A 20697-nucleotide genomic window follows, 5' to 3' on the forward strand; every position below is an offset into this window, starting at 1 on the left:
GTGTCAGTCAATAAATCAGTCAACTGACACAGCGCTTTTCGCGAGCAAGCCCGCTCCCACATTGAGTATTCCAAATCTGATTTTTTGTCGGACAAAAACCCCGTCCATCAGCCCTGCCGCACCGCTGAATCGCATCAGTAACGCCGGTAACACTCCCCTCGTAACAATGCGGTAACACACGCAATTGACTTCCGCTTGGCTCCTCACGACTATAGGCGTCCCGCTGCCGCCAACCCGGCACATACGGGCGCAATCCAGGCCTTATAAGCACGACAAAAGACCGTGCGCCTGAGTAGACGAAGAATCACGCGCGTTACTCGCAGTAGTTTCCAGAGCGCCTGAACGAGGATTTTTTACATGCCAGCCATCACCCTGACCACGCTCCAGAGCCTCAAGCAGAAAGGTGAAAAGATCACCATGCTGACCTGCTATGACGCGACCTTCGCCCACGCCTGCAACGAGGCCGGTGTCGAAGTGCTGCTGGTGGGCGACTCCCTCGGCATGGTTCTGCAAGGTCACGACAGCACCCTGCCGGTGACCATCGCAGAAATGGCCTACCACACCGCCTGCGTCAAACGCGGCAACACCGACGCCCTGATCCTGGCCGACCTGCCGTTCATGGCCAACGCCACTATTGAGCAAACCCTGACCAACAGCGCCATGCTGATGCAGGCCGGCGCGCACATGATCAAGGTCGAAGGTGCGCTGTGGCTGGCGGAGTCGATCCGCCTGCTGGCCGAACGCGGTGTGCCGGTCTGCGCACACATGGGCCTGACCCCACAGGCCGTGAACATTCTTGGCGGCTATAAAGTGCAGGGCCGCAACGAGAACCAGGCGCGGCAGATGCGTGCCGACGCGATCTCGCTGGAGCAGGCTGGCGCAGCCATGCTGCTGCTCGAATGCGTGCCGAGCGAACTGGCTGCGGAAATCAGCCAGGCCGTGAAGATTCCGGTCATCGGCATCGGCGCCGGTAGCGATACCGACGGGCAGGTATTGGTGCTGCACGACATGCTCGGCCTGTCGATCACCGGCCGCGTGCCGAAATTCGTGAAGAACTTCATGAACGGCCAAGACAGCATCCAGTCAGCATTGAAGGCTTATGTTAATGAAGTCAAAGCCGTCACGTTCCCTGGCATCGAACACGGATTCTCTGCATGAACACCGTTAAAACCGTACGCGAACTGCGCGCCGCCGTGGCCCGCGCCCGCAGTGAAGGCAAGCGCATCGGCTTCGTGCCGACCATGGGCAACCTGCACAGCGGCCATGTCGCGCTGATCACCAAAGCCACCCAGCGCGTGGACTTCGTGGTCGCGAGCATTTTCGTCAACCCGCTGCAGTTCGGCGCCGGCGAAGACCTCGACAAATACCCGCGCACCCTGGCGGCGGATCAGGAAAAGCTGCTGCAAGCCGGCTGCCATTTGCTGTTCGCCCCGACCGTCGAAGAGATGTACCCCGACGGCATGGCCGGGCAGACCCGGGTCAGCGTGCCGCAACTGTCCGAAGGCCTGTGCAGCGCCAGCCGTCCGGGGCACTTCGAGGGCGTGGCGACGGTGGTCAGCAAGCTGTTCAACATGGTTCAACCGGATCTGGCGATCTTCGGCCAGAAGGACTTCCAGCAGCTGGCGGTGATCCGCGCGCTGGTGCATGACCTGAACATGCCGATCCAGATCATCGGTGAACCGACCGTGCGTGCGGCCGACGGCCTGGCGCTGTCGTCGCGCAACGGTTTCCTCAGCGAAGATCAACGTGCCGTGGCCCCGGTGGTTTATCGCACCCTGAGCGCGATTGCCGAGTCGATCAAGCAGGGTGAGCGTGACTACCCGGCGCTGATCGCCGCCCAAGTGCAACAGCTGGAAGCCGCCGGCCTGCGTCCGGATTACCTGGAAATCCGCCACGCCCTGACCTTGCGTCCGGCTACGGCAGAGGACCGCGATCTGGTGATTCTGGTGGCCGCGTTCCTCGGCACCACGCGGTTGATCGACAACCTGCACTTGAACCTCGATAGCCCAGTCTAAAAACACCGCAATACCCCTGTGGGAGCGGGCTTGCTCGCGAATGCGGTGCATCATTCAGCAGATAGGTTGACTGACACACCGCATTCGCGAGCAAGCCCGCTCCCACATTGGTTTCTGGTGTCCACACAGACCATATTGCTGCCCCCAAAGCCTTCGGGCACACTGCCCGCCGTTTGCTTCCAACCCGGGAAAACCCTCATGCACGCCATCATGCTCAAGGCCAAGCTGCACCGCGCCGAAGTCACTCGTGCGGTACTCGATTACGAAGGTTCCTGCGCCATTGATGGCGAGTGGCTGGACTTGTCCGGCATCCGTGAGTACGAGCAGATCCAGATCTATAACGTCGACAATGGCGAGCGCTTCACCACCTACGCGATTCGTGGCGAAGAAGGTTCGCGGATGATTTCGGTCAATGGCGCAGCCGCGCATAAAGCCAAGGTCGGCGACCGCGTGATCATTTGCGCCTACGCCCATTACAGCGAAGCGGAACTGCTGAATTTCAAGCCGCGCATGCTGTACATGGCGCCGGGCAATGAGCTGAGCCACACCAGCAACGCCATTCCGGTTCAGGTGGCCTGAGCCGCTTCGACGCGCCACTCCCCTTCCGTTGGTCGGCTTGTTCCCGGTATTGATGTTAAAAAAGTACAGGGAACAGGTCAGAAGAAGTCAAGACAGATCGCAGCGCGAGGTTTACTGTATTCGCCCTGCGTTGAAAAATCGTGTCGACGCATTTGACCCTCGCCCAAACATGGCGTATCGGTCTGTTCTGTGTTCAAAAGGCCGTTCAAGTAAAAAGGAAAACCGCAGCGATGGCGTACTACCGCACTCCTCATGACGTTACCGCTCTGCCTGCCTGGCAAGCGTTGAAAGATCACCGCCAAGCCATGCAGGATTTCAGCATGCGCGAAGCCTTCAACGCCGATCCGCAGCGCTTCAATCAATTCACGCTCAGCAGCTGCGGACTGTTTCTCGATTATTCGAAGAACCTGATCAACGCCGAGACCCGCAATCTGCTGGTGGGTCTGGCCAATGAAGTCGATCTGAAAGGCGCGATCAAAGCGCTGTTCGACGGCGAAATCGTCAATGCCTCCGAAGGCCGCCCGGCGCTGCACACCGCCCTGCGCCGCCCAGTGGGCGACAAGCTGTCGGTCAACGGCGTCAACGTGATGCCGGAAGTGCACAAGGTGCTGAACCAGATCACGGATCTGGTCGGCCGCATCCACGACGGCCTGTGGCGTGGTTACACCGAGAAGCCGATCACTGACGTGGTCAACATCGGCATCGGTGGTTCGTTCCTCGGCCCGGAGCTGGTCTCCGAAGCGCTGTTGTCCTACGCGCAGAAAGGCGTGCGTTGCCACTATCTGGCGAACATCGACGGCAGTGAGTTCCACGAGCTGACGCAAAAACTGCGCGCCGAAACCACGCTGTTCATCGTTTCGTCGAAGTCTTTCAACACCCTCGAAACCCTGAAGAACGCTCAGGCCGCCCGCGCCTGGTATCTGGCTCAGGGTGGTTCGGAAGCCGAGCTGTATCGGCACTTCATCGCGGTGTCGAGCAACAACGCTGCGGCAGTCGCGTTCGGTATCCGTGAAGAAAACATCTTCCCGATGTGGGACTGGGTCGGCGGTCGTTACTCGCTGTGGTCGGCCATCGGTCTGCCGATTGCCCTGGCCATCGGCATGTCCAACTTCAAGGAACTGCTGTCCGGTGCCTACACCATGGACCAGCATTTCCAGAGCGCACCGTTCGAGCAGAACATGCCGGTGCTGCTGGCCCTGCTCGGCGTGTGGTATGGCAACTTCTGGGGCGCGCAAAGCCACGCGATTCTGCCGTACGACCACTACCTGCGTAACATCACCAAGCACTTGCAACAGCTGGACATGGAATCCAACGGCAAGAGCGTGCGTCAGGACGGCACCCCGGTGTCGACCGATACCGGCCCGGTGATCTGGGGTGGCGTCGGCTGCAACGGTCAGCACGCCTATCACCAGTTGCTGCACCAGGGCACCCAACTGATCCCGGCCGATTTCATCGTGCCGATCGTCAGCTTCAACCCGGTCTCCGATCACCATCAGTGGCTGTACGCCAACTGCCTGTCGCAAAGCCAGGCGCTGATGCTCGGCAAGACCCTGCCGGAAGCCGAGGCCGAACTGCGCGACAAAGGCATGAGCGAAGAACAGGTGCACAAACTCGCACCGCACAAGGTGATCCCGGGCAACCGTCCGAGCAACACCATCGTGGTCGAGCGCATCAGCCCGCGTCGTCTGGGTGCGCTGGTCGCCATGTATGAACACAAAGTGTTCGTGCAGAGCGTGGTCTGGGGCATCAACGCCTTCGACCAGTGGGGCGTGGAACTGGGCAAGGAACTGGGCAAAGGCGTTTACAACCGTCTGGTCGGCAGCGATGAAACCACCGCTGACGATGCTTCTACCCAGGGTCTGATCAACTACTTCCGCGGTCGTCACCGCGGGTGATGTGAATGGGTTGCCCACAAATCCTGTGGGCAACCCATTTCCAATGTGGGAGCGAGCCTGCTCGCGAATGCAGTGTGTCATTCAGCATCTTTGTGACTGATACACCGCATTCGCGAGCAGGCTCGCTCCCACAGTTGTTTTAGCGATGACTTGAACCTCCGGGCCGCTCGGCGCATCTTTATTCCTGTCGCACAACAAGAATAAGGAACCGTCATGTTCGATATCAGCACGTTCCCCAAAGCCGATGCCGTCCGCCGGGCTGCGCAGTTGAGTCAGGACGACTATAAGCGTCTGTACCGCGAATCCATTGAACATCCCAGCGCCTTCTGGGCCGAACAGGCCGCCCGCTTCCTCGACTGGAGCACACCGTGGCAGACCGTGCAGCGCTACGACCTGAAAACCGGTGAAGCGTCCTGGTTTGCCGGCGGCCAACTGAACGTCAGCTACAACTGCATCGACCGTCACCTCGCCCAGCGCGGCGAGCAGACCGCGATTCTCTGGGAAGGCGACGACCCGGCCGAATCGGCGCAGATCACCTACAAAAAACTCCACCATCACGTCTGCCGCCTGGCCAATGTGCTGAAAAGCCGTGGGGTGAAAAAAGGTGATCGGGTGTGCATCTACATGCCGATGATCCCCGAGGCGGCCTACGCCATGCTCGCCTGCGCGCGGATCGGCGCGATTCATTCGGTGGTGTTCGGCGGCTTCTCCCCGGACTCATTGCGTGACCGCATCCTCGACGCCGACTGCCGCACCGTGATCACCGCCGATGAAGGCGTACGCGGCGGCAAGTTCGTGCCGCTCAAGCACAACGTCGACAAGGCCCTGCAAAGCTGCCCGGACGTCAGCACCGTCGTCGTAGTCGAGCGCACCCAAGGCAAAGTCGATTGGGTCGAGGGCCGTGATCTCTGGTATCACCAGGCCGTGCGTGACGTCAGCGACGATTGCCCGCCAGAACCGATGGACGCCGAAGATCCGCTGTTCATCCTCTACACCTCCGGCAGCACCGGCAAACCCAAGGGCGTGCTGCACACCACCGGCGGCTACCTGCTGCAAGCGGCGATGACCTTCAAGTACGTGCTCGATTACCGCGAAGGCGAAGTGTTCTGGTGCACCGCCGACGTCGGCTGGGTGACCGGCCACAGTTACATCGTCTACGGCCCGCTGGCCAACGGCGCAACCACGCTGATCTTCGAAGGCGTGCCAAGTTATCCGAGCACTTCGCGCTTCTGGCAGGTGATCGACAAACACCACGTCAACATCTTCTACACAGCGCCGACCGCCCTGCGCGCGTTGATGCGCGAAGGTGCCGGGCCGTTGCAGGAAACGTCGCGCCAAAGCCTCAGATTACTCGGCAGTGTCGGTGAGCCAATCAACCCGGAAGCGTGGGAATGGTATTTCAACGTGGTCGGCGAACAGCGCTGCCCGATTGTCGATACCTGGTGGCAGACCGAAACCGGCGGCATCATGCTCAGCCCGCTGGTCAGTGCGCAGCGGATCAAACCGGGTTGCGCCACGCAGCCAATGTTCGGCGTGCAACCGGTGCTACTCGACGAGCACGGCAAGGAAATCAAAGGCGCCGGCAGTGGCGTGCTGGCGATCAAGTCCAGCTGGCCGGCGCAGATCCGCAGCGTCTACGGCGATCCGCAACGCATGGTCGACACCTACTTCAAGCCCTATCCCGGCTACTACTTCACCGGTGACGGCGCACGCCGCGACGAAGACGGCGATTACTGGATCACCGGGCGCATCGATGACGTGATCAACGTCTCCGGCCACCGCATCGGCACCGCCGAAGTGGAAAGCGCGCTGGTCCTGCACGACAGCATCGCCGAGGCCGCCGTGGTCGGTTACCCGCACGACGTCAAGGGCCAGGGCATCTACGCCTTCGTCACGCCCATGAACGGCTTCGAGCCGAGCGATGAGCTGAAGAAAGAACTGCTGGCCCACGTCAGCAAGGAAATCGGCAGCTTCGCCAAACCGGACCTGATCCAGTGGGCGCCGGCCTTGCCGAAAACCCGCTCAGGCAAGATCATGCGGCGGATCCTGCGCAAGATCGCCTGCAACGAACTCGACAGCCTCGGCGACACCTCGACCCTGGCCGATCCGAGCGTGGTCCAGGGCCTGATCGACAAGCGCCTGAATCAGTAACATCTCCGGCGCGGCCAACCGACCGCGCCCTCCACCACCAATGAGTTGTCATGGAATTCATCCGCAGCCGTATCGAAAACCAACTCATGAGCCTGACCGGTCTGTCCCTCGGTCAGCTCGATCTGGAAAATCCCAAGGGCGATCCCGGGCTGTTCGGGCCGGACTCGGTCAGTTGGCAAGTGCATGGCGACTTCAGCAGCATGCTGATCGGCGGCATCAGCGCCTTGTTGCTGCAAGCCCTGCATCCGCTGGCGCTGGCCGGGGTCTGGGATCATTCGAACTTTCGTCAGGACATGCTCGGACGTCTGCGCCGCACCAGTCAGTTTGTCTCCGGCACCACGTTCGGCTCACGCCGCGACGCCGAATGGCTGATCGAAAAGGTGCGCACCATACACCTGCAAGTGGTCGGCACTGCGCCGGATGGCCGGCCGTATGCGGCCAGCGATCCGGACCTGTTGACCTGGGTGCATGTGGCCGAGGTCAGCCATTTTCTTGCGGCACATTTGCGTTACCGCAATCCGCAATTGTCGGGGGCGGATCAGGATCGCTACTACGCGGAAATCGCCGTGGTCGCCGAGCGCCTGGGTGCGCGGGATGTGCCGAAATCGCGGCAAGCCGTGGCCGACTATCTGCAACGCATGCGCCCGCAACTGCTCTGTGATGAGCGCAGCCGCGAAGTCCTGCGCCTGCTGCTCGACGCGCCAGCCCCGAGCGTGCTGGCCCGACCGTTTGGCGACCTGATGATGAAGGCCGGCATCGATCTGCTGCCGGACTGGGCCAGTGACCTGTTCGGCATACGGCAGAACCCGCTGCAACGCCAGTTGATCCGCGCCAGCGTCAAGCGCAGTGCGCCGATGCTGCGCTGGGCGATGCGCAATGGTTCGGTACAGCGGGCCAAACGCCGAATGGGACTGCTCACCTGATCTATACACAGAACCTGTGGCGAGGGAGCTTGCTCCCGCTGGGTTGCGCAGCGACCCTCGGAATGTTGCGAGCGCTTCGCACTCGAGCGGGAGCAAGCTCCCTCGCCACAGATCTGCGCAATGTCTCAGGGCTTCGGTAACTGCTAAACTCCCGCGCCCCCATTCTCACCAGCAAGGCGCACGCATGTCTTCCTTGAATCTGGCGCTGCGCGCCGCCCTCGATCAACGCCAGGATCTGCTCGCTGAGCTGCACAGCCAGGGCACCGATTGCTATCGCCTGTTCCACGGCAGCCAGGAAGGCGCCGGTGGCCTGACCGTCGACCGCTACGGCCCGCAATTGCTGGTGCAAAGTTTTCACCAGACCCTGGAGCGTGACGACCTGCTGCAACTGCACGCCATGGTCAACCAGACCCTGGGCTTTGAAACGCTGCTGGTCTACAACGACCGCTCCCGCGGCAACTCTCGGATCGATCGCGAAGACCGCGTCTACCGCGCCGACGAGGCCGCCCTGGCGGATCTGGTCGGGCACGAATGGGGCCTGAACTATCGCGTGCGTGGGCGCCATGCCGGGCAGGACCCGCTGCTGTTCCTCGACCTGCGCAACACCCGCGGCTGGGTCAAGGATCACGCCAAAGGCAAAAGTGTGCTCAACCTGTTCGCCTACACCTGCGGCGTCGGCCTCAGTGCAGCTGCCGGCGGCGCGCGCGAGGTGTGCAACCTCGACTTCGCCGAAGGCAATCTGGCCGTCGGCCGCGAAAACGGTCTGCTCAATCCGCAGTTGCCCGAGATGCAATTTATCCAGTCCGATTACTTTCCGGCGATCCGTCAACTTGCCGGGCTGCCGATCAGCCAGCGGCGCGGGCAGAAACTGCCGAGCTATCAGCGTCTCGACCAGCGTCAATACGATCTGGTGCTGCTTGATCCACCGGCCTGGGCCAAGAGCGCGTTCGGCACCGTCGACCTGCTGCGCGACTATCAGAGCCTGCTCAAACCGGCACTGCTGACCACCGCCGACAACGGCGTACTGATCTGCTGCAACAACCTGGCAAAAGTCAGCATGGATGACTGGCGTGAACAGGTCCTGCGCTGCGCCGAGAAGGCCGGGCGCCCGGTGCGCGAATGGAGCGTGATGACCCCGGGCGCGGACTTCCCGTCGCGGGATCAACAGCCACCGCTGAAGACTCTGATCCTGCAGCTGTAACCCCCCCTGCGGGACTGGCAACCATCCAATGTGGGAGCGAGCTTGCTCGCGAAGGCGGCGTGTCAGTCAGCATATTTCTCGACTGATCCACCGCTTTCGCGAGCAAGCTCGCTCCCACAGTGTCTTGGTCCTACAGAACAATCTGAACAATCCTGCACCCCACGATGTACTTCGGAACCAGAATCGCGTGCCATACTCCAAGGCACTCCGATTCAGAGATGAAGCCGCACATGCCCAAAGGATTGATTCGCGCGATTGGCGCCTTGTTGACTGCTCTGGCCCTCTACAGCCTGCTGGGGTTTCTGATTTTGCCGGGCATCGCCCTGCGCATCGCCAACCAGCAGTTGGCCAACTACGCCACGGTACCGGCGCATATCCAGCGCATCGAACTCAATCCGTTCAGCCTTGAAGTCACCCTGTGGGGACTGGTCATCGGTGAGCCGGGCAAGGAACAGGTCGGTTTCGAGCGGCTGTACGCCAACCTGCAACTCGACAGCCTGTGGACCAAGGCGCTGCATCTGGCCGATATCGAGCTGGACAAGCCCAAGACCGAAGTCCTCTTCGCCAAGGACGGCCAGCTCAATCTGCTGGGCCTGTTCAAAATTCCCGCCAGCGAGCCGACCCCGGCCGACCCGAATGCCAAGCCGTTCCCGCTGCGCATCGACCGCATTCAACTGGCCGGGGGCAACGTGCATTTCCAGGACGCCCGGCCGAGCGAGCCGATCGAGTTCCTCTACGACAAACTCGACTTCGAACTGAAAAACCTCAGCACCCTGCCCGAGGACAACGCCGACATGACCCTGGTCGCCGCTGGCCCGGCCGGTGGGCAGATCGACTGGAAAGGCAACTTCAGCCTGATCCCGTTCACCTCCGAAGGCACTTTGAAAGTCACCGACGGCAAGATGAAATCCTTCTGGCCCTACGTGCGCGATGCGCTGCCCTTGGTGCTCGAAGACGGCGTGATCAACCTCAGCACCGAATACAAACTGAATCTGTCGAAAGAAACCGAACTGCTGTTGAACAACGTCGCGGTGAGCATTGCGCCGTTCGCGATCAAGGCGCCGGACGGCCGCCCGCTGGCGAATCTCGAACGCCTTGATGTCAGCGAGACCTCGGTCGACCTGGCCAAACAGCACGTGGTGGTCGGCAAAATCCGCAGCAACAAACTGGAAACCTGGGCCGCGCTCGAAGCCGACGGCCAGCTCGACTGGCAGAAACTGTTCGCCAGCCAGCCTTCGAAACCGGCCGCCAAGGCCGCCGCCGAACCCAAGACCACTCCGGCCGCCGCCGACTCGCCGAAAGCGCCGGCCGCGCCGGCCGCGCCGAGCAAGCCTTGGCAAGTGCTGCTCAAAGACGTACAGCTACGCAACTACACCGTGCATCTCGCCGACCGTTCGGCCAACCCGCCGGTGGCGCTGGACATCACCCCGCTGAACATCGACCTGCAGGATTTCGACAGCCTCAACGGCTCGCCTTTCAAAGTCAGGCTCGACAGCGGCTTGGGCAAACAAGGCAAGATCAACGCCGACGGCGTGGTCAACCTCGCGCCGGTCACCGCCCAGCTCAACGTGAAAACCCAGGACATCGACCTGCGTGTCGCGCAGTCCTACATCAATCCGTTCATTCGCCTGGAGCTGCGCAGCGGCATGCTCGGCAGTGACCTCAAGGTCAACCTCAAGAGCACCGAACCGCTGGCACTCAGCGTGACCGGGCGCGCGCAGATCGATCAATTGCACACCCTCGATACCCTGAAAACCCGCGACTTCCTCAAGTGGCAGCAAGTGGTGGTCGAAGGTCTGAATTATCAGCACGGTGACAGCCTGTCGATCGACAAGGTCAACCTGTTCCAGCCGTATGTGCGGTTCATGATCAACGATGACCGCACCACCAACATTGACGACCTGCTGATCCCGCAGCCCGCCAACAGCGGTGCGAAACCTGCGGCAGCGAAACCGGCCAGCAAGGACAAGCCGCTGGGCATTCACATCGGCGCGATTGCGATCAACGACGGCTCGGCCAATTTCGCCGACTTCAGCCTGACGCCGAATTTCGCTACGGCGGTGCAACAGCTCAACGGCCAGATCGGTACCATCGACAGCCGTCAGGCGAAACCGGCCAGCGTCGACGTCAAGGGCAAGGTCGATCGCTATGCACCGGTGACCATCAAAGGTGCGGTCAACCCGTTCGACCCGATGGCTAGTCTCGACATCGCCACCAGCTTCAAACGTGTCGAGCTGACGACACTGACGCCGTACTCCGGCAAGTTCGCCGGTTACCGCATCCGCAAGGGCCGGCTCAACCTCGACCTGCACTACCTGATCACCAAGGGCCAGTTGAAGGCTGAAAACAAAGTGGTGGTCGAGCAATTGCAACTCGGCGAGAAAGTCGACAGCCCGGATGCCGTGAGCCTGCCACTGAAGCTGGCGATTGCACTGCTCAAGGACGTCGATGGCAAGATTTCCATCGAGCTGCCGGTGACTGGCGATCTGAATAACCCACAGTTCAGCGTGATGCCGATTGTCTGGCAGACCCTGCGTAATCTCATCGTCAAAGCTGCCGCGGCACCGTTCAAGCTGATTGGCGGGCTGATCAACGGCGGCGGTTCCGAAGACCTCGGCACCGTGTCCTTTGCTCCGGGGTCCAGCGACCTGAGCAAGGACGCCCAGTCGGCGCTGGACAAACTGTCCCAAGCCCTCAAGGAACGTCCGGCCCTGCGCCTGGAAATCGAAGGCACCGCTGCTCAGAGCAGCGACGGTCCGTTGATCGCCGAGCAGCGTCTGGAACGTGAATACCAGTACAACTACTACAAAATGCTCCAGCGTCGTGGCGACAAGGTCCCGGCTCAGGCTTCCCTGCTGCAGGTGCCGGACAGCGAAAAAGGCCCGCTGCTCGAAGGCATCTACCGCACCCGACTGAAAACCCAGCCACCGGCCGAATGGAAGGATCTGGGCAAGGAAGAACGCACGGCGAAAATGCGTGACGGCGTAATCAAGTTCTGGAGTTCCAGCGATGTGCTGCTGCGCCAATTGGGTCAGGAACGCGCCAGCAGCATCAAGGATTATCTGGTCGACAAAGGCCAACTGGCGGATGACCGGGTGTACTTCATCGACGCCAACCTTGGCGAAGCCGAAAGCGATGGTCGGGTCGTGACGCAAATGCACCTGGACGCCGAGTGATGAACCACAAATGGCTGGTTGCGCTGATGCTGGTGCTCGCCGCCAGCCCGGCTCTGGCCTCTGACACACTGCGTTGTGGCAGCCAGTTGGTCAGTCTCGGCGACCGCGTCAGCGAAGTGCTGCAGAAGTGTGGTGAACCGGTCAGCCGCGATGTCCTCGGTTACAAGCGCAGCGCCAATCGCCGCGAAGAGTTTCAGGTCGAGGAATGGACCTACGGCCCGAGCAACGGCATGTACCAGTACCTGCGCTTTGAAGGCAATCGCCTGCGGCAGATCAACAGCAAGCGCGGTAACTGAACCACAATCTATATCCCTGTGGGAGCGGGCTTGCTCGCGAATGCAGTGTGTCAGCTGATGAATATGCCTGCTGACACACCGCATTCGCGAGCAAGCCCGCTCCCACATTTAGCTTTTGCTGACCTGAAATAGAACAGGCCCCGACACAAGTGCCGGGGCCCGTAATGGTCACGTCCGTGTCACCGTTCGCATGAACTCTAAAGTTGCGGCAGACGTATTGCTCGGCCCGTCTGTCGCGCCTTCTCCCGGTCCAGGCGAGAAGTCATGCCTTACTCGGCTTTCAGGCCGTCAGCGGAGACCGCTTTGACGCCTTTGATTTTCTTGGCGATAGCCACTGCGGTGGTTTTCTGAGCCTCGGTCACTGCAACAGTGGAGGACAGGGACACAACGCCTTTGTTGGTTTCAACTTTGATATCGGTACCTGGAATGCCTTTTTCGGTTACCAGGTCGCTTTTGACTTTGGTAGTGATCCAGGTATCGGAAGTAGCTTCTTTAGCCTTGGTCATTTCACCAGCAGCCAGAGTCATTGGAGCCTGAGTAGCCTGGGTGGATTGTGCGAAAGCACCGGAAGCCATGGTCAGGGTCAGCGCGGTAGCAGCAGCGGCAGTGATAGCGAACTTCTTCATACGAGTAACTCCTGTTTTTCTGGAAAGTCTGCTGGTTGTCTTGTCAGCAGGGTTACTGGGTATATTGCGAAGGCTGTGCCAACTTTTCGAAAGACAATAAATCGTTATAAATCAATTAGTTATGAATTAGCCAAATTTTCGGAATCATGCAATTTGCATGACGCATGCATTATCGACATGCAAGTTGCGGCTTTTCGGAAAGTTCCTAACACGCTGAAATTATTGAAGCTTTTTCCAGCGCAAAAAGGCAAAAAAATGCCCCGCATGGCGGGGCATCTCAGGCCGTTTGCTGACTTGATCAGGCACCGGTACCCGCGCAACCTTTAGGCGCGTAGTCCGGGTTGACGGTCGATGCACAGCTCCAGACGCCGGAGGTGTTGCCGGTTGCAGCCCCCGTGCGGGTAAGGGTGATGGTTTTACCCAGCACCGGGCCCGGGGCGTTCACCAGTGTGCAGGTGATGGTGCCGGCCCCTGTCGTAGCTGTTCCCGAAGCCGCCAGTGTGCAGTTGGAGGTGGTCGCTGTGGCACTACCGGCCACAAGTAACAGGGTTGGATCGGTACCTTGATTAATGGTGTCCTCGAACGGCACCTTCAGCGCGCTGATTTCGGCCAAACCTGCCGTCACCTTCGAACGCGCCTGATACTTGGAGTATTGCGGCAAGGCGATGGTCGCCAGAATGCCGATGATCGCCACCACGATCAGCAGCTCGATCAGAGTGAAACCTTTTTGGTTGTTCATAGACAGGCTCTCCATGCATGAGTCGGAATCTCATGATCTGCAAAGGGCTCAGCATAGGCCGTGCCAACCGCTTGCAGACCCCGTGCGCTCGGCATAAAGGGGCCGTGTCGCGCTTTCCTACAACCCGTAACCGCACTATCTGACACTTTTTGTCACCTGTACCGGGCGTGTTTGGCGCTGTCACTTGACTAGGCTATAAGTCATGAACTGTCAGCATCCGGAATCCCCATGAATGACATCGCTCTGAGCGGTCTGGCCAAGCAATTGGTACAGGCCGAACTGCTTACGGAAAAAAGCGCCCAGCAGGCCTGGCAACAGGCGCAGCGCAATCGGCTGTCGCTGGTCAGCTACCTGGTGCAGAACAAACTGGTGAAAAGCTCACAGGTCGCCGAGATCGCTTCCGAGCATTTCGGCATGGCCTTCATGGACCTCAATTGCCTGGACAAGGAAACCCAGCCCAAAGGCCTGGTCAGTGAAAAACTGGTGCGCCAGCATCACGCCCTGCCCTTGTGGCGGCGTGGCAACAAACTGTTCGTGGGCATTTCCGACCCGAGCAATCATCAGGCGATCAATGACATTCAGTTCAGCACCGGGCTGAGCACCGAAGCCATTCTGGTGGAGGACGACAAGCTCACCGAGGCCATCGAGAAATTCTTCGACACCCACGCCAGCGGCCTCGAAGAAATGGCCGACGTCGATCTCGACGGCGTGGATGTCGAGTCCGTCGACGACAGCCGCCAGGACGCCATCGGCGGACTCGATGCCGATGACGCGCCGGTCGTGCGTTTCGTGCACAAGATGCTGCTCGACGCGATCAAAAGTGGTTCGTCGGACCTGCACTTCGAACCCTACGAAAAAAACTTCCGGGTGCGCGTGCGTACCGACGGCATCCTGCGCGAGGTGGCCAAACCGCCGATCCAGTTGGCCGGGCGAATCGCCGCACGCCTGAAAGTCATGGCCAGCCTGGATATCTCGGAGCGACGCAAACCCCAGGACGGGCGGATCAAGATGCGCCTGTCGAAGACCAAGTCCATCGACTTCCGGGTCAACACCCTGCCGACCCTGTGGGGCGAAAAAGTGGTGATCCGGATTCTCGATCCCTCCAGTGCGCAGATCGGCATCAATGCGTTGGGTTACGAGCCGGCGCAGAAAGACCTGTACATGGCAGCACTGAAGCAGCCGCAGGGCATGATTCTGGTGACCGGGCCTACCGGGTCGGGGAAAACCGTATCGCTGTACACCGGCCTGAATATTCTCAACACCGTCGACATCAACATTTCGACCGCCGAAGACCCGGTGGAAATCAACATGGAAGGCATCAACCAGGTCAACGTCAACCCCAAGCAAGGACTGGATTTTGCCCAGGCCCTGCGTTCGTTTCTGCGGCAGGACCCGGACGTGATCATGGTCGGCGAGATCCGCGACCTGGAAACCGCCGAAATCGCGATCAAGGCCGCGCAGACCGGCCACCTGGTGCTGTCCACTCTGCACACCAACAGCGCCGCCGAAACCCTGACCCGCCTGCACAACATGGGCATTCCCGGGTTCAACATCGCCACCTCGGTGAGCCTGATCATCGCCCAGCGTCTGGCGCGCAAGCTGTGCAGCCACTGCAAGAAACCGATCGAGATCCCCCGCGAAACGCTGATCAAGGAAGGTTTCCCGCCGGAACAGATCGGCAGTTTCACGATCTATGAGCCGGTCGGTTGCGACCTCTGCAACGGCGGCTACAAGGGACGCGTGGGGATTTACGAAGTGGTGAAAAACACCCCTGACCTGCAACGGCTGATCATGGCCGAAGGCAATTCGCTGGAAATCGACAGCCAGATGCGTCGCGACGGCTTCGACGACCTGCGCACCTCGGGCCTGCACAAGGCCATGCAAGGCATCACCAGCCTGGAAGAAATCAACCGGGTCACCAAGGACTGAACATGGCGGTCAAGGCAGCGAAAATCAGCATCTACGCCTGGGAAGGCACGGATCGCAAAGGCAGCAAGGTCACGGGCGAGTTGAGCGGGCAGAACCCCGCGCTGATCAAGGCTCAGCTGCGCAAACAAGGAATCAATCCAGGCAAGGTGCGCAAGAAGTCCACCTCCTTGCTCAGCCTCGGCAAACGCATCAAGGCCCAGGACATCGCCCTGTTCACGCGGCAGATGGCAACCATGATGAAGGCCGGCGTACCGCTGTTGCAGTCGTTCGACATTATTGGCGAAGGCTTCGATAACCCGGCGATGCGCAAACTGGTGGACGAGGTGAAGCAAGAGGTGGCCGCCGGCAACAGCTTCGCTGCGGCCCTGCGCAAGAAGCCGCAGTATTTCGATGAGTTGTATTGCAACCTGGTGGATGCCGGCGAGCAATCCGGTGCACTCGATACGTTGCTGGAACGGGTCGCGACCTATAAGGAAAAAAGCGAAGCGCTCAAGGCCAAGATCAAGAAAGCCATGACCTATCCCGCCGCCGTGGTACTGGTGGCGATGGTGGTCACGGGGATTTTGCTGGTGAAAGTGGTGCCGCAATTCCAGGCGGTATTCTCCGGTTTCGGTGCTGAACTGCCGGCCTTTACCCTGATGGTGATCAGCATCTCGGAGTTCATGCAGCAATGGTGGTGGATAGTGCTCGGCGCCCTGATTGCGGCGGTGTTCGGCATCCGTCATGCGCTGAAGAAATCCCAAGCCTTGCGCGACCGCAAAGACACCTGGCTGCTGAAGCTGCCGCTGGTGGGCACGCTGATGTACAAATCGGCGGTGGCGCGATTCGCCCGCACCCTGTCGACCACCTTCGCCGCTGGCGTACCGCTGGTGGAAGCACTGGATTCGGTGGCCGGCGCCACCGGCAACGTGGTGTTCAAACGTGCCGTGCTGCGTATCCGCCAGGACGTCGCCACCGGCATGCAGCTGAATTTTTCCATGCGCAACACCGGGGTCTTCCCCAACATGGCGGTGCAGATGACCGCCATCGGTGAGGAGTCGGGCGCACTGGATGACATGCTCGACAAGGTCGCCGGTTTTTATGAGGACGAAGTGGATAACATGGTCGACAACCTCACCAGCCTGATGGAGCCGTTCATCATGGTGGTGCTCGGGGTCATCGTCGGCGGGCTGGTCGTGGCCATGTACCTGCCGATTTTCCAACTCGGCTCAGCGATCTGACATGCCTATCGACGAACTCTTCAGTCTGTATCCGCTGGCCTTCGTACTCGCCGCCCTGCTGCTGGGGCTGGTGGTCGGCAGTTTTCTCAACGTGCTGGTCTGGCGTCTGCCGAAAATGCTCGAGCGCGATTGGCGCCAGCAGGCGCAGGACGTCCTTGGCCTGCCGAGCGAAACGCCGCTGCCGACCTACAACCTGATGCTGCCGCACTCCCAGTGCCCGCACTGCGGCCACCTGATTCGGGCGTGGGAGAACATTCCACTGCTCAGCTACCTGCTGTTGCGCGGACGCTGTTCGGCGTGTGCCGCCCCCATCAGCAAACGTTATCCCCTGACCGAACTGGCCTGCGGCCTGCTCTCGGCATTCGTCGCCTGGCATCTGGGGTTCGGCTGGCCGGCCGGTCTGTTGATCGTCTTCACCTGGGGGCTGCTGGCGATGAGCCTGATCGACACCGAACATCAACTGCTGCCCGATGTGCTGGTGTTGCCGTTGTTGTGGCTGGGGCTGATCGTCAACAGTTTCGGGCTGTTCGTCTCTCTATTCGCGGCGCTATGGGGCGCGGTGGCCGGTTACATGGCGCTGTGGTCAGTGTTCTGGCTGTTCAAGCTGCTGACCGGCAAGGACGGCATCGGCCACGGCGATTTCAAGCTGCTGGCGCTGCTCGGGGCCTGGGGTGGCTGGCAGATTCTGCCGCTGACGATCCTGCTGTCATCGCTGGTGGGGGCGATTGTCGGGGTGATTCTGTTGCGTCTGCGCGAGCAGAAAACCTCGACGCCGATCCCCTTCGGCCCGTATCTGGCAATTGCCGGCTGGATTGCCTTGCTCTGGGGTGGTCAAATAACCGACTTCTATTGGCAGTTTGTCGGTTTGAAATGAATACCCCTGTGGAAAAACCCTGGATTCTCGGCCTGACCGGCGGCATCGGCAGCGGTAAAAGCGCCGCGGCCCAGCACTTCATCGATCTCGGAATCCATGTGGTCGACGCCGACCATGCGGCGCGCTGGGTGGTCGAACCGGGACGTCCGGCACTGGCAAAGATTGCCGAGCACTTCGGCGCGGATGTGTTGCAGGCTGACGGCACGCTGAACCGCGCCGCCCTGCGCCAGCTGATCTTTGAAGTGCCGGAGGAACGCCGCTGGCTCGAAGCCCTGCTGCATCCATTGATCGCCGAGGAAATCGCTCACCATCTGGCGCTGGCAAAATCGCCTTATGCGATTCTGGTGTCGCCGCTGCTGATCGAATCCGGGCAATACGCGATGACCCAGCGCATTCTGGTGATCGACGCCCCGCAACAACTGCAGATCGAACGCACCTTGCAGCGTGATCAGACCAGCGAACAGCAGGTCCAGGCGATCCTCAAGGCCCAGTCGAGCCGCGAAGACCGCGTGAGCCGTGCCGACGATGTGGTGGTCAACGACCGCGACCTCGCCTGGCTGCACAGCGAAGTCGAGCGCCTGCATCACTTTTACCTGACTTTATCCGGAGGCCAGTCATGAGCCCTACAACCGTCGAATGCCCAACCTGCGGCGCCCCCGTGGAATTCACCCCCGAGAACAAATTCCGCCCGTTCTGCTCCGATCGCTGCAAGCTGATCGACCTCGGCGCCTGGGCGTCCGAAGAGCACAAAATTCCGGTCGCCCCGGATGCCGAAGACGAAATGTTCTCCGGCGATTTCGACCCGCGTCACTGAGATCAGGGCCGCATGAAGCCGTAGTCCTGATCGTCGTCGAGGTTTTCCGCGAGAAAGCGCAACTCGTCGGCCAGGTCTTCGGCGTTGCGCACCGTCTTGCTCTGTTGCACCACCGCGCTGAGCAAGGCGCGCAAACTCAGGCCCGGATCGAAGCCCACCTCCAGCGCCATATCCAGACTCTGCCGTGTCTCCTGCCTCGCCCACTCGTAAACACTCATGCCGCTGCTCCTGAAGGAATTTGGCCGAGCATGAAATGCCGTGCGGGTGGCGGGTTTGATGTGGATCAAGACTTGGGGTCGTCGTCCTTCCAGGGCGCCGAAAGGTAGCGGGTGCGGTTGAAGGTTTCCAGCCACTCGGGACTGAACACCACCAGCGCGCTGATCACCATGCCGTTGATAAAGGCTTCGGGGAAAATCAGCAGCCACAGGTAGCCGATGAAGTCTTCCAGCCATTCCGGCATGGCGAACAGACCGTCGTACCACAGCAGGCCCAGGCTCAATGTCAGGCACAGCAACGCCGACAACGCCGCCGCAAAGAACCCGGAACAGAAGATGTACACAAACGGATTACGCGGCTGGGCACGCTCGACGATGATCGCCACGCACTCGGTGATCAACACCGGCAATAGGATCAGTAATGTACCGTTGACCCCGACCGCCGCCAGATCCTGGCGCCCGAGCAACACCAGCCCCAACTGCGCCACCAGCCCGCCGATGATCGCCAGCGGCCAGTCGAGCAGCAACGTCACGGCGGTCATGCCGATAAAGTGATAAGAAACCCCGGTGTCGAAATCCCTGCGCACCATCCACAGCAAAAACAAGGCGAACACCGTGCCGAACAGCAGATGCTGGCGGCGACTGTCAGTGAACAACTCGACCCACGGCGCACGACAGATCGCCCAGGCCAGCACCGGCAAGTAAATCAGCCAGCCAAGTGTCAGGCTTGTCGAAGACAGCAGTTCTGCACCGATCATGAATCCCTTACCTTCTCCATGGGTTTGATTCTCTTATCGGAGTCTACACCGCCCTCTTCCAGGCATCAGCCGATGCAAAGCTTTCTGCTTGTCGCATTTGAACGCTAAGCTTGGGCCTATGGATGACTCAGATTACTTACGCCTGCTGACCATTGCGGCCGAGCAAGCCAACGCGTTCCTGTCCAATGCCCGCAAATGGGAGCGTGAGCGTTGGGTCTGCCAGCGCCTGCTGCAAGGCTTGAACATCCCTTACCGCGCCGATGAGTTCGCCCCTGCCGGCGAACCGCCGGACGTGCTGTTTCGCGATGCCAATTTCGAAGTGTTCTTCGTTCTCGATGAAGGCCGCCGACTCAACGACGAATGGCGCGATGAACTGCAACGCCGCCGCAGTGCTTTTTCCCTCAGCCAACTGGTGCGCCGTGAAGCCAAGCCACGGCGGATCCCGGCCAATGAGTTCTTGCTGCGACTGGCGCCGACCTTGCGCAAAAAAGCGCACAACTACAAAGAACGCGGTATGGATCTGGGTGAACTGGACATCATTGCCTTCGCCAGCCTCAAGCGCGAGGTGCTGGACCTCAACAGCCATTTTCCACCGCCGACCGAGTATCTGCGTCAGGGTTGGCGCTCGCTGTCGCTGGTCGGCCCGACCTTCGCCCGAGTGCTGTTCGCCCATCCCGATGCGCCGGACTTTCTGCGCAGCAACCTCGGTCGCAGCATCGTCTTCGATGTCGGGATCAGCCTGTGACGCCGCTGCAGCAGTTGATTGCCGACGTCCCGCAGACTGGCCGCGTACGCTGGATCGGCGTGCGCCCCGAGTCTCGCGGGCCGATGATCGAGCTCGACGCCGTCGAGGCACGGCTCGAAGCCGGATTGACCGGTGACCACGCCCGCCCCGGCGTGCGCAATGCGCGGCAAGTGACGTTGATTCAGTTCGAACACCTGGCGGTCATCAGCGCGTTAATGGGCCGGCCTGAAGATCAACCCGTGAGGCCTGAAGACCTGCGGCGCAATCTGGTCATCAGCGGTATCAATCTGTTTAGTCTCAAGGGTCGGCGCTTTCGCATCGGTCAGGCAATATTCGAGACCACCGGCTGGTGTCAGCCCTGCGCGCGCCTGCAAAACAACCTTGGCCCCGGCACCTTTCAAGCGGTGCGCGGGCATGGCGGAATTACCGCGCGGGTGTTACAAAGCGGGATCATTCGCCTCGACGACGGTGTTTCTGTCGAACCGGTTCCGGCCAGTGGCTATGCTGCATTCAACCCGGGTTAAAAACCGCTGTAGCTTCC

Annotated in this window: 20 protein-coding genes; 16 read left to right on the top strand and 4 right to left on the bottom strand. The window is 60.6% G+C overall.

Going from position 1 to position 20697, the window contains the following annotated elements; all coding sequences use genetic code 11:
* Positions 1–357: 357 nt before the first annotated feature.
* From panB to V9L13_RS16310, 9 genes are all read left to right on the top strand, one after another.
* Complete coding sequence (gene panB / locus V9L13_RS16270) at positions 358–1158, top strand: 3-methyl-2-oxobutanoate hydroxymethyltransferase (RefSeq protein WP_003228263.1); 801 nt, start codon at positions 358–360, stop codon at positions 1156–1158.
* Complete coding sequence (panC, locus tag V9L13_RS16275; RefSeq protein ID WP_338800020.1) at positions 1155–2015, top strand: pantoate--beta-alanine ligase; 861 nt, start codon at positions 1155–1157, stop codon at positions 2013–2015. Before panB ends, panC begins: the two co-directional genes overlap by 4 nt.
* Before the next feature lie 198 nt (positions 2016–2213).
* Positions 2214–2594 (top strand): aspartate 1-decarboxylase, encoded by a 381-nt coding sequence (gene panD / locus V9L13_RS16280; RefSeq protein WP_338800021.1) that lies wholly within the window; start codon positions 2214–2216, stop codon positions 2592–2594.
* A 230-nt stretch (positions 2595–2824) separates the two neighbouring features.
* Complete coding sequence (gene pgi / locus V9L13_RS16285; protein WP_201136565.1) at positions 2825–4489, top strand: glucose-6-phosphate isomerase; 1665 nt, start codon at positions 2825–2827, stop codon at positions 4487–4489.
* A 213-nt stretch (positions 4490–4702) separates the two neighbouring features.
* Entirely contained in the window at positions 4703–6640 is a 1938-nt protein-coding gene (acs, locus tag V9L13_RS16290) for an acetate--CoA ligase (RefSeq protein WP_338800022.1), read from the top strand.
* 50 nt (positions 6641–6690) lie between these two features.
* Positions 6691–7563 carry an oxygenase MpaB family protein gene (locus V9L13_RS16295; RefSeq protein ID WP_103484964.1) on the top strand — a complete coding sequence of 291 codons (873 nt, stop codon included), beginning with the start codon at positions 6691–6693 and terminating at the stop codon, positions 7561–7563.
* A gap of 184 nt (positions 7564–7747) precedes the next feature.
* Positions 7748–8764, top strand: a complete 1017-nt coding sequence (locus V9L13_RS16300) for a class I SAM-dependent methyltransferase (protein WP_338800023.1) — start codon at positions 7748–7750, stop codon at positions 8762–8764.
* 218 nt (positions 8765–8982) lie between these two features.
* Positions 8983–11940: a DUF748 domain-containing protein gene (locus V9L13_RS16305; RefSeq protein ID WP_338800024.1), complete on the top strand. Its 2958-nt coding sequence runs from the start codon at positions 8983–8985 to the stop codon at positions 11938–11940.
* The gene (locus V9L13_RS16310; protein WP_338800025.1) at positions 11940–12236 is read left to right on the top strand and encodes a DUF2845 domain-containing protein; all 297 of its coding nucleotides are present in this window, start codon (positions 11940–11942) and stop codon (positions 12234–12236) included. The genes V9L13_RS16305 and V9L13_RS16310 overlap by 1 nt, the downstream gene beginning before the upstream one ends.
* Before the next feature lie 269 nt (positions 12237–12505).
* Here the strand turns inward: V9L13_RS16310 and V9L13_RS16315 are convergent, their stop codons facing one another.
* Positions 12506–12862: a BON domain-containing protein gene (locus V9L13_RS16315; RefSeq protein ID WP_025108814.1), complete on the bottom strand. Its 357-nt coding sequence runs from the start codon at positions 12860–12862 to the stop codon at positions 12506–12508.
* A gap of 298 nt (positions 12863–13160) precedes the next feature.
* On the bottom strand, positions 13161–13601 hold the full coding sequence (locus V9L13_RS16320; protein ID WP_338800026.1) for a pilin: 441 nt from the start codon (positions 13599–13601) through the stop codon (positions 13161–13163).
* A 228-nt stretch (positions 13602–13829) separates the two neighbouring features.
* On the opposite strand from V9L13_RS16320, the gene pilB reads away from it, so the two are divergent.
* Genes pilB through yacG form a run of 5 tightly spaced genes read left to right on the top strand, consistent with a single transcriptional unit; the run spans position 13830 to position 18438 of the window.
* Complete coding sequence (pilB, locus tag V9L13_RS16325; protein WP_338800027.1) at positions 13830–15530, top strand: type IV-A pilus assembly ATPase PilB; 1701 nt, start codon at positions 13830–13832, stop codon at positions 15528–15530.
* Between the two features lie 2 nt (positions 15531–15532).
* The gene (locus V9L13_RS16330) at positions 15533–16750 is read left to right on the top strand and encodes a type II secretion system F family protein (RefSeq protein WP_338800028.1); all 1218 of its coding nucleotides are present in this window, start codon (positions 15533–15535) and stop codon (positions 16748–16750) included.
* A gap of 1 nt (position 16751) precedes the next feature.
* Positions 16752–17624: an A24 family peptidase gene (locus V9L13_RS16335; RefSeq protein WP_338800029.1), complete on the top strand. Its 873-nt coding sequence runs from the start codon at positions 16752–16754 to the stop codon at positions 17622–17624.
* Positions 17621–18244 (top strand): dephospho-CoA kinase, encoded by a 624-nt coding sequence (gene coaE, locus V9L13_RS16340; protein WP_338800030.1) that lies wholly within the window; start codon positions 17621–17623, stop codon positions 18242–18244. Before V9L13_RS16335 ends, coaE begins: the two co-directional genes overlap by 4 nt.
* Positions 18241–18438, top strand: coding sequence for a DNA gyrase inhibitor YacG (gene yacG / locus V9L13_RS16345; protein ID WP_003228296.1), 198 nt, complete (start codon positions 18241–18243; stop codon positions 18436–18438). Before coaE ends, yacG begins: the two co-directional genes overlap by 4 nt.
* A 2-nt stretch (positions 18439–18440) precedes the next feature.
* Here yacG and V9L13_RS16350 read toward each other — a convergent pair whose 3' ends face one another.
* Both V9L13_RS16350 and V9L13_RS16355 read right to left on the bottom strand, forming a co-directional pair.
* Entirely contained in the window at positions 18441–18656 is a 216-nt protein-coding gene (locus V9L13_RS16350; RefSeq protein ID WP_003228298.1) for a hypothetical protein, read from the bottom strand.
* 65 nt (positions 18657–18721) lie between these two features.
* Complete coding sequence (locus V9L13_RS16355; protein WP_338800031.1) at positions 18722–19411, bottom strand: energy-coupling factor ABC transporter permease; 690 nt, start codon at positions 19409–19411, stop codon at positions 18722–18724.
* Between the two features lie 118 nt (positions 19412–19529).
* Between V9L13_RS16355 and V9L13_RS16360 the strand changes: the two genes are divergently transcribed.
* Together V9L13_RS16360 and V9L13_RS16365 are read left to right on the top strand one after the other, a co-directional pair.
* Entirely contained in the window at positions 19530–20156 is a 627-nt protein-coding gene (locus V9L13_RS16360; RefSeq protein ID WP_003228301.1) for a DUF1780 domain-containing protein, read from the top strand.
* Positions 20153–20680, top strand: coding sequence for an MOSC domain-containing protein (locus tag V9L13_RS16365; RefSeq protein ID WP_003228303.1), 528 nt, complete (start codon positions 20153–20155; stop codon positions 20678–20680). Before V9L13_RS16360 ends, V9L13_RS16365 begins: the two co-directional genes overlap by 4 nt.
* Positions 20681–20697: the final 17 nt, after the last annotated feature.

The sequence above is a fragment of the Pseudomonas sp. RSB 5.4 genome (assembly GCF_037126175.1).
Taxonomy (GTDB): domain Bacteria; phylum Pseudomonadota; class Gammaproteobacteria; order Pseudomonadales; family Pseudomonadaceae; genus Aquipseudomonas; species Aquipseudomonas fluorescens_H.

Bases quoted from the DNA above. Each gene is read 5' to 3' on its own strand.
- panB (WP_003228263.1), top strand. From the start codon at position 358: ATGCCAGCCATCACCCTGACCACGCTCCAGAGCCTCAAGCAGAAAGGT.
- panC (WP_338800020.1), top strand. From the start codon at position 1,155: ATGAACACCGTTAAAACCGTACGCGAACTGCGCGCCGCCGTGGCCCGC.
- panD (WP_338800021.1), top strand. From the start codon at position 2,214: ATGCACGCCATCATGCTCAAGGCCAAGCTGCACCGCGCCGAAGTCACT.
- pgi (WP_201136565.1), top strand. From the start codon at position 2,825: ATGGCGTACTACCGCACTCCTCATGACGTTACCGCTCTGCCTGCCTGG.
- acs (WP_338800022.1), top strand. From the start codon at position 4,703: ATGTTCGATATCAGCACGTTCCCCAAAGCCGATGCCGTCCGCCGGGCT.
- V9L13_RS16295 (WP_103484964.1), top strand. From the start codon at position 6,691: ATGGAATTCATCCGCAGCCGTATCGAAAACCAACTCATGAGCCTGACC.
- V9L13_RS16300 (WP_338800023.1), top strand. From the start codon at position 7,748: ATGTCTTCCTTGAATCTGGCGCTGCGCGCCGCCCTCGATCAACGCCAG.
- V9L13_RS16305 (WP_338800024.1), top strand. From the start codon at position 8,983: ATGAAGCCGCACATGCCCAAAGGATTGATTCGCGCGATTGGCGCCTTG.
- V9L13_RS16310 (WP_338800025.1), top strand. From the start codon at position 11,940: ATGAACCACAAATGGCTGGTTGCGCTGATGCTGGTGCTCGCCGCCAGC.
- V9L13_RS16315 (WP_025108814.1), bottom strand. From the start codon at position 12,862: ATGAAGAAGTTCGCTATCACTGCCGCTGCTGCTACCGCGCTGACCCTG.
- V9L13_RS16320 (WP_338800026.1), bottom strand. From the start codon at position 13,601: ATGAACAACCAAAAAGGTTTCACTCTGATCGAGCTGCTGATCGTGGTG.
- pilB (WP_338800027.1), top strand. From the start codon at position 13,830: ATGAATGACATCGCTCTGAGCGGTCTGGCCAAGCAATTGGTACAGGCC.
- V9L13_RS16330 (WP_338800028.1), top strand. From the start codon at position 15,533: ATGGCGGTCAAGGCAGCGAAAATCAGCATCTACGCCTGGGAAGGCACG.
- V9L13_RS16335 (WP_338800029.1), top strand. From the start codon at position 16,752: ATGCCTATCGACGAACTCTTCAGTCTGTATCCGCTGGCCTTCGTACTC.
- coaE (WP_338800030.1), top strand. From the start codon at position 17,621: ATGAATACCCCTGTGGAAAAACCCTGGATTCTCGGCCTGACCGGCGGC.
- yacG (WP_003228296.1), top strand. From the start codon at position 18,241: ATGAGCCCTACAACCGTCGAATGCCCAACCTGCGGCGCCCCCGTGGAA.
- V9L13_RS16350 (WP_003228298.1), bottom strand. From the start codon at position 18,656: ATGAGTGTTTACGAGTGGGCGAGGCAGGAGACACGGCAGAGTCTGGAT.
- V9L13_RS16355 (WP_338800031.1), bottom strand. From the start codon at position 19,411: ATGATCGGTGCAGAACTGCTGTCTTCGACAAGCCTGACACTTGGCTGG.
- V9L13_RS16360 (WP_003228301.1), top strand. From the start codon at position 19,530: ATGGATGACTCAGATTACTTACGCCTGCTGACCATTGCGGCCGAGCAA.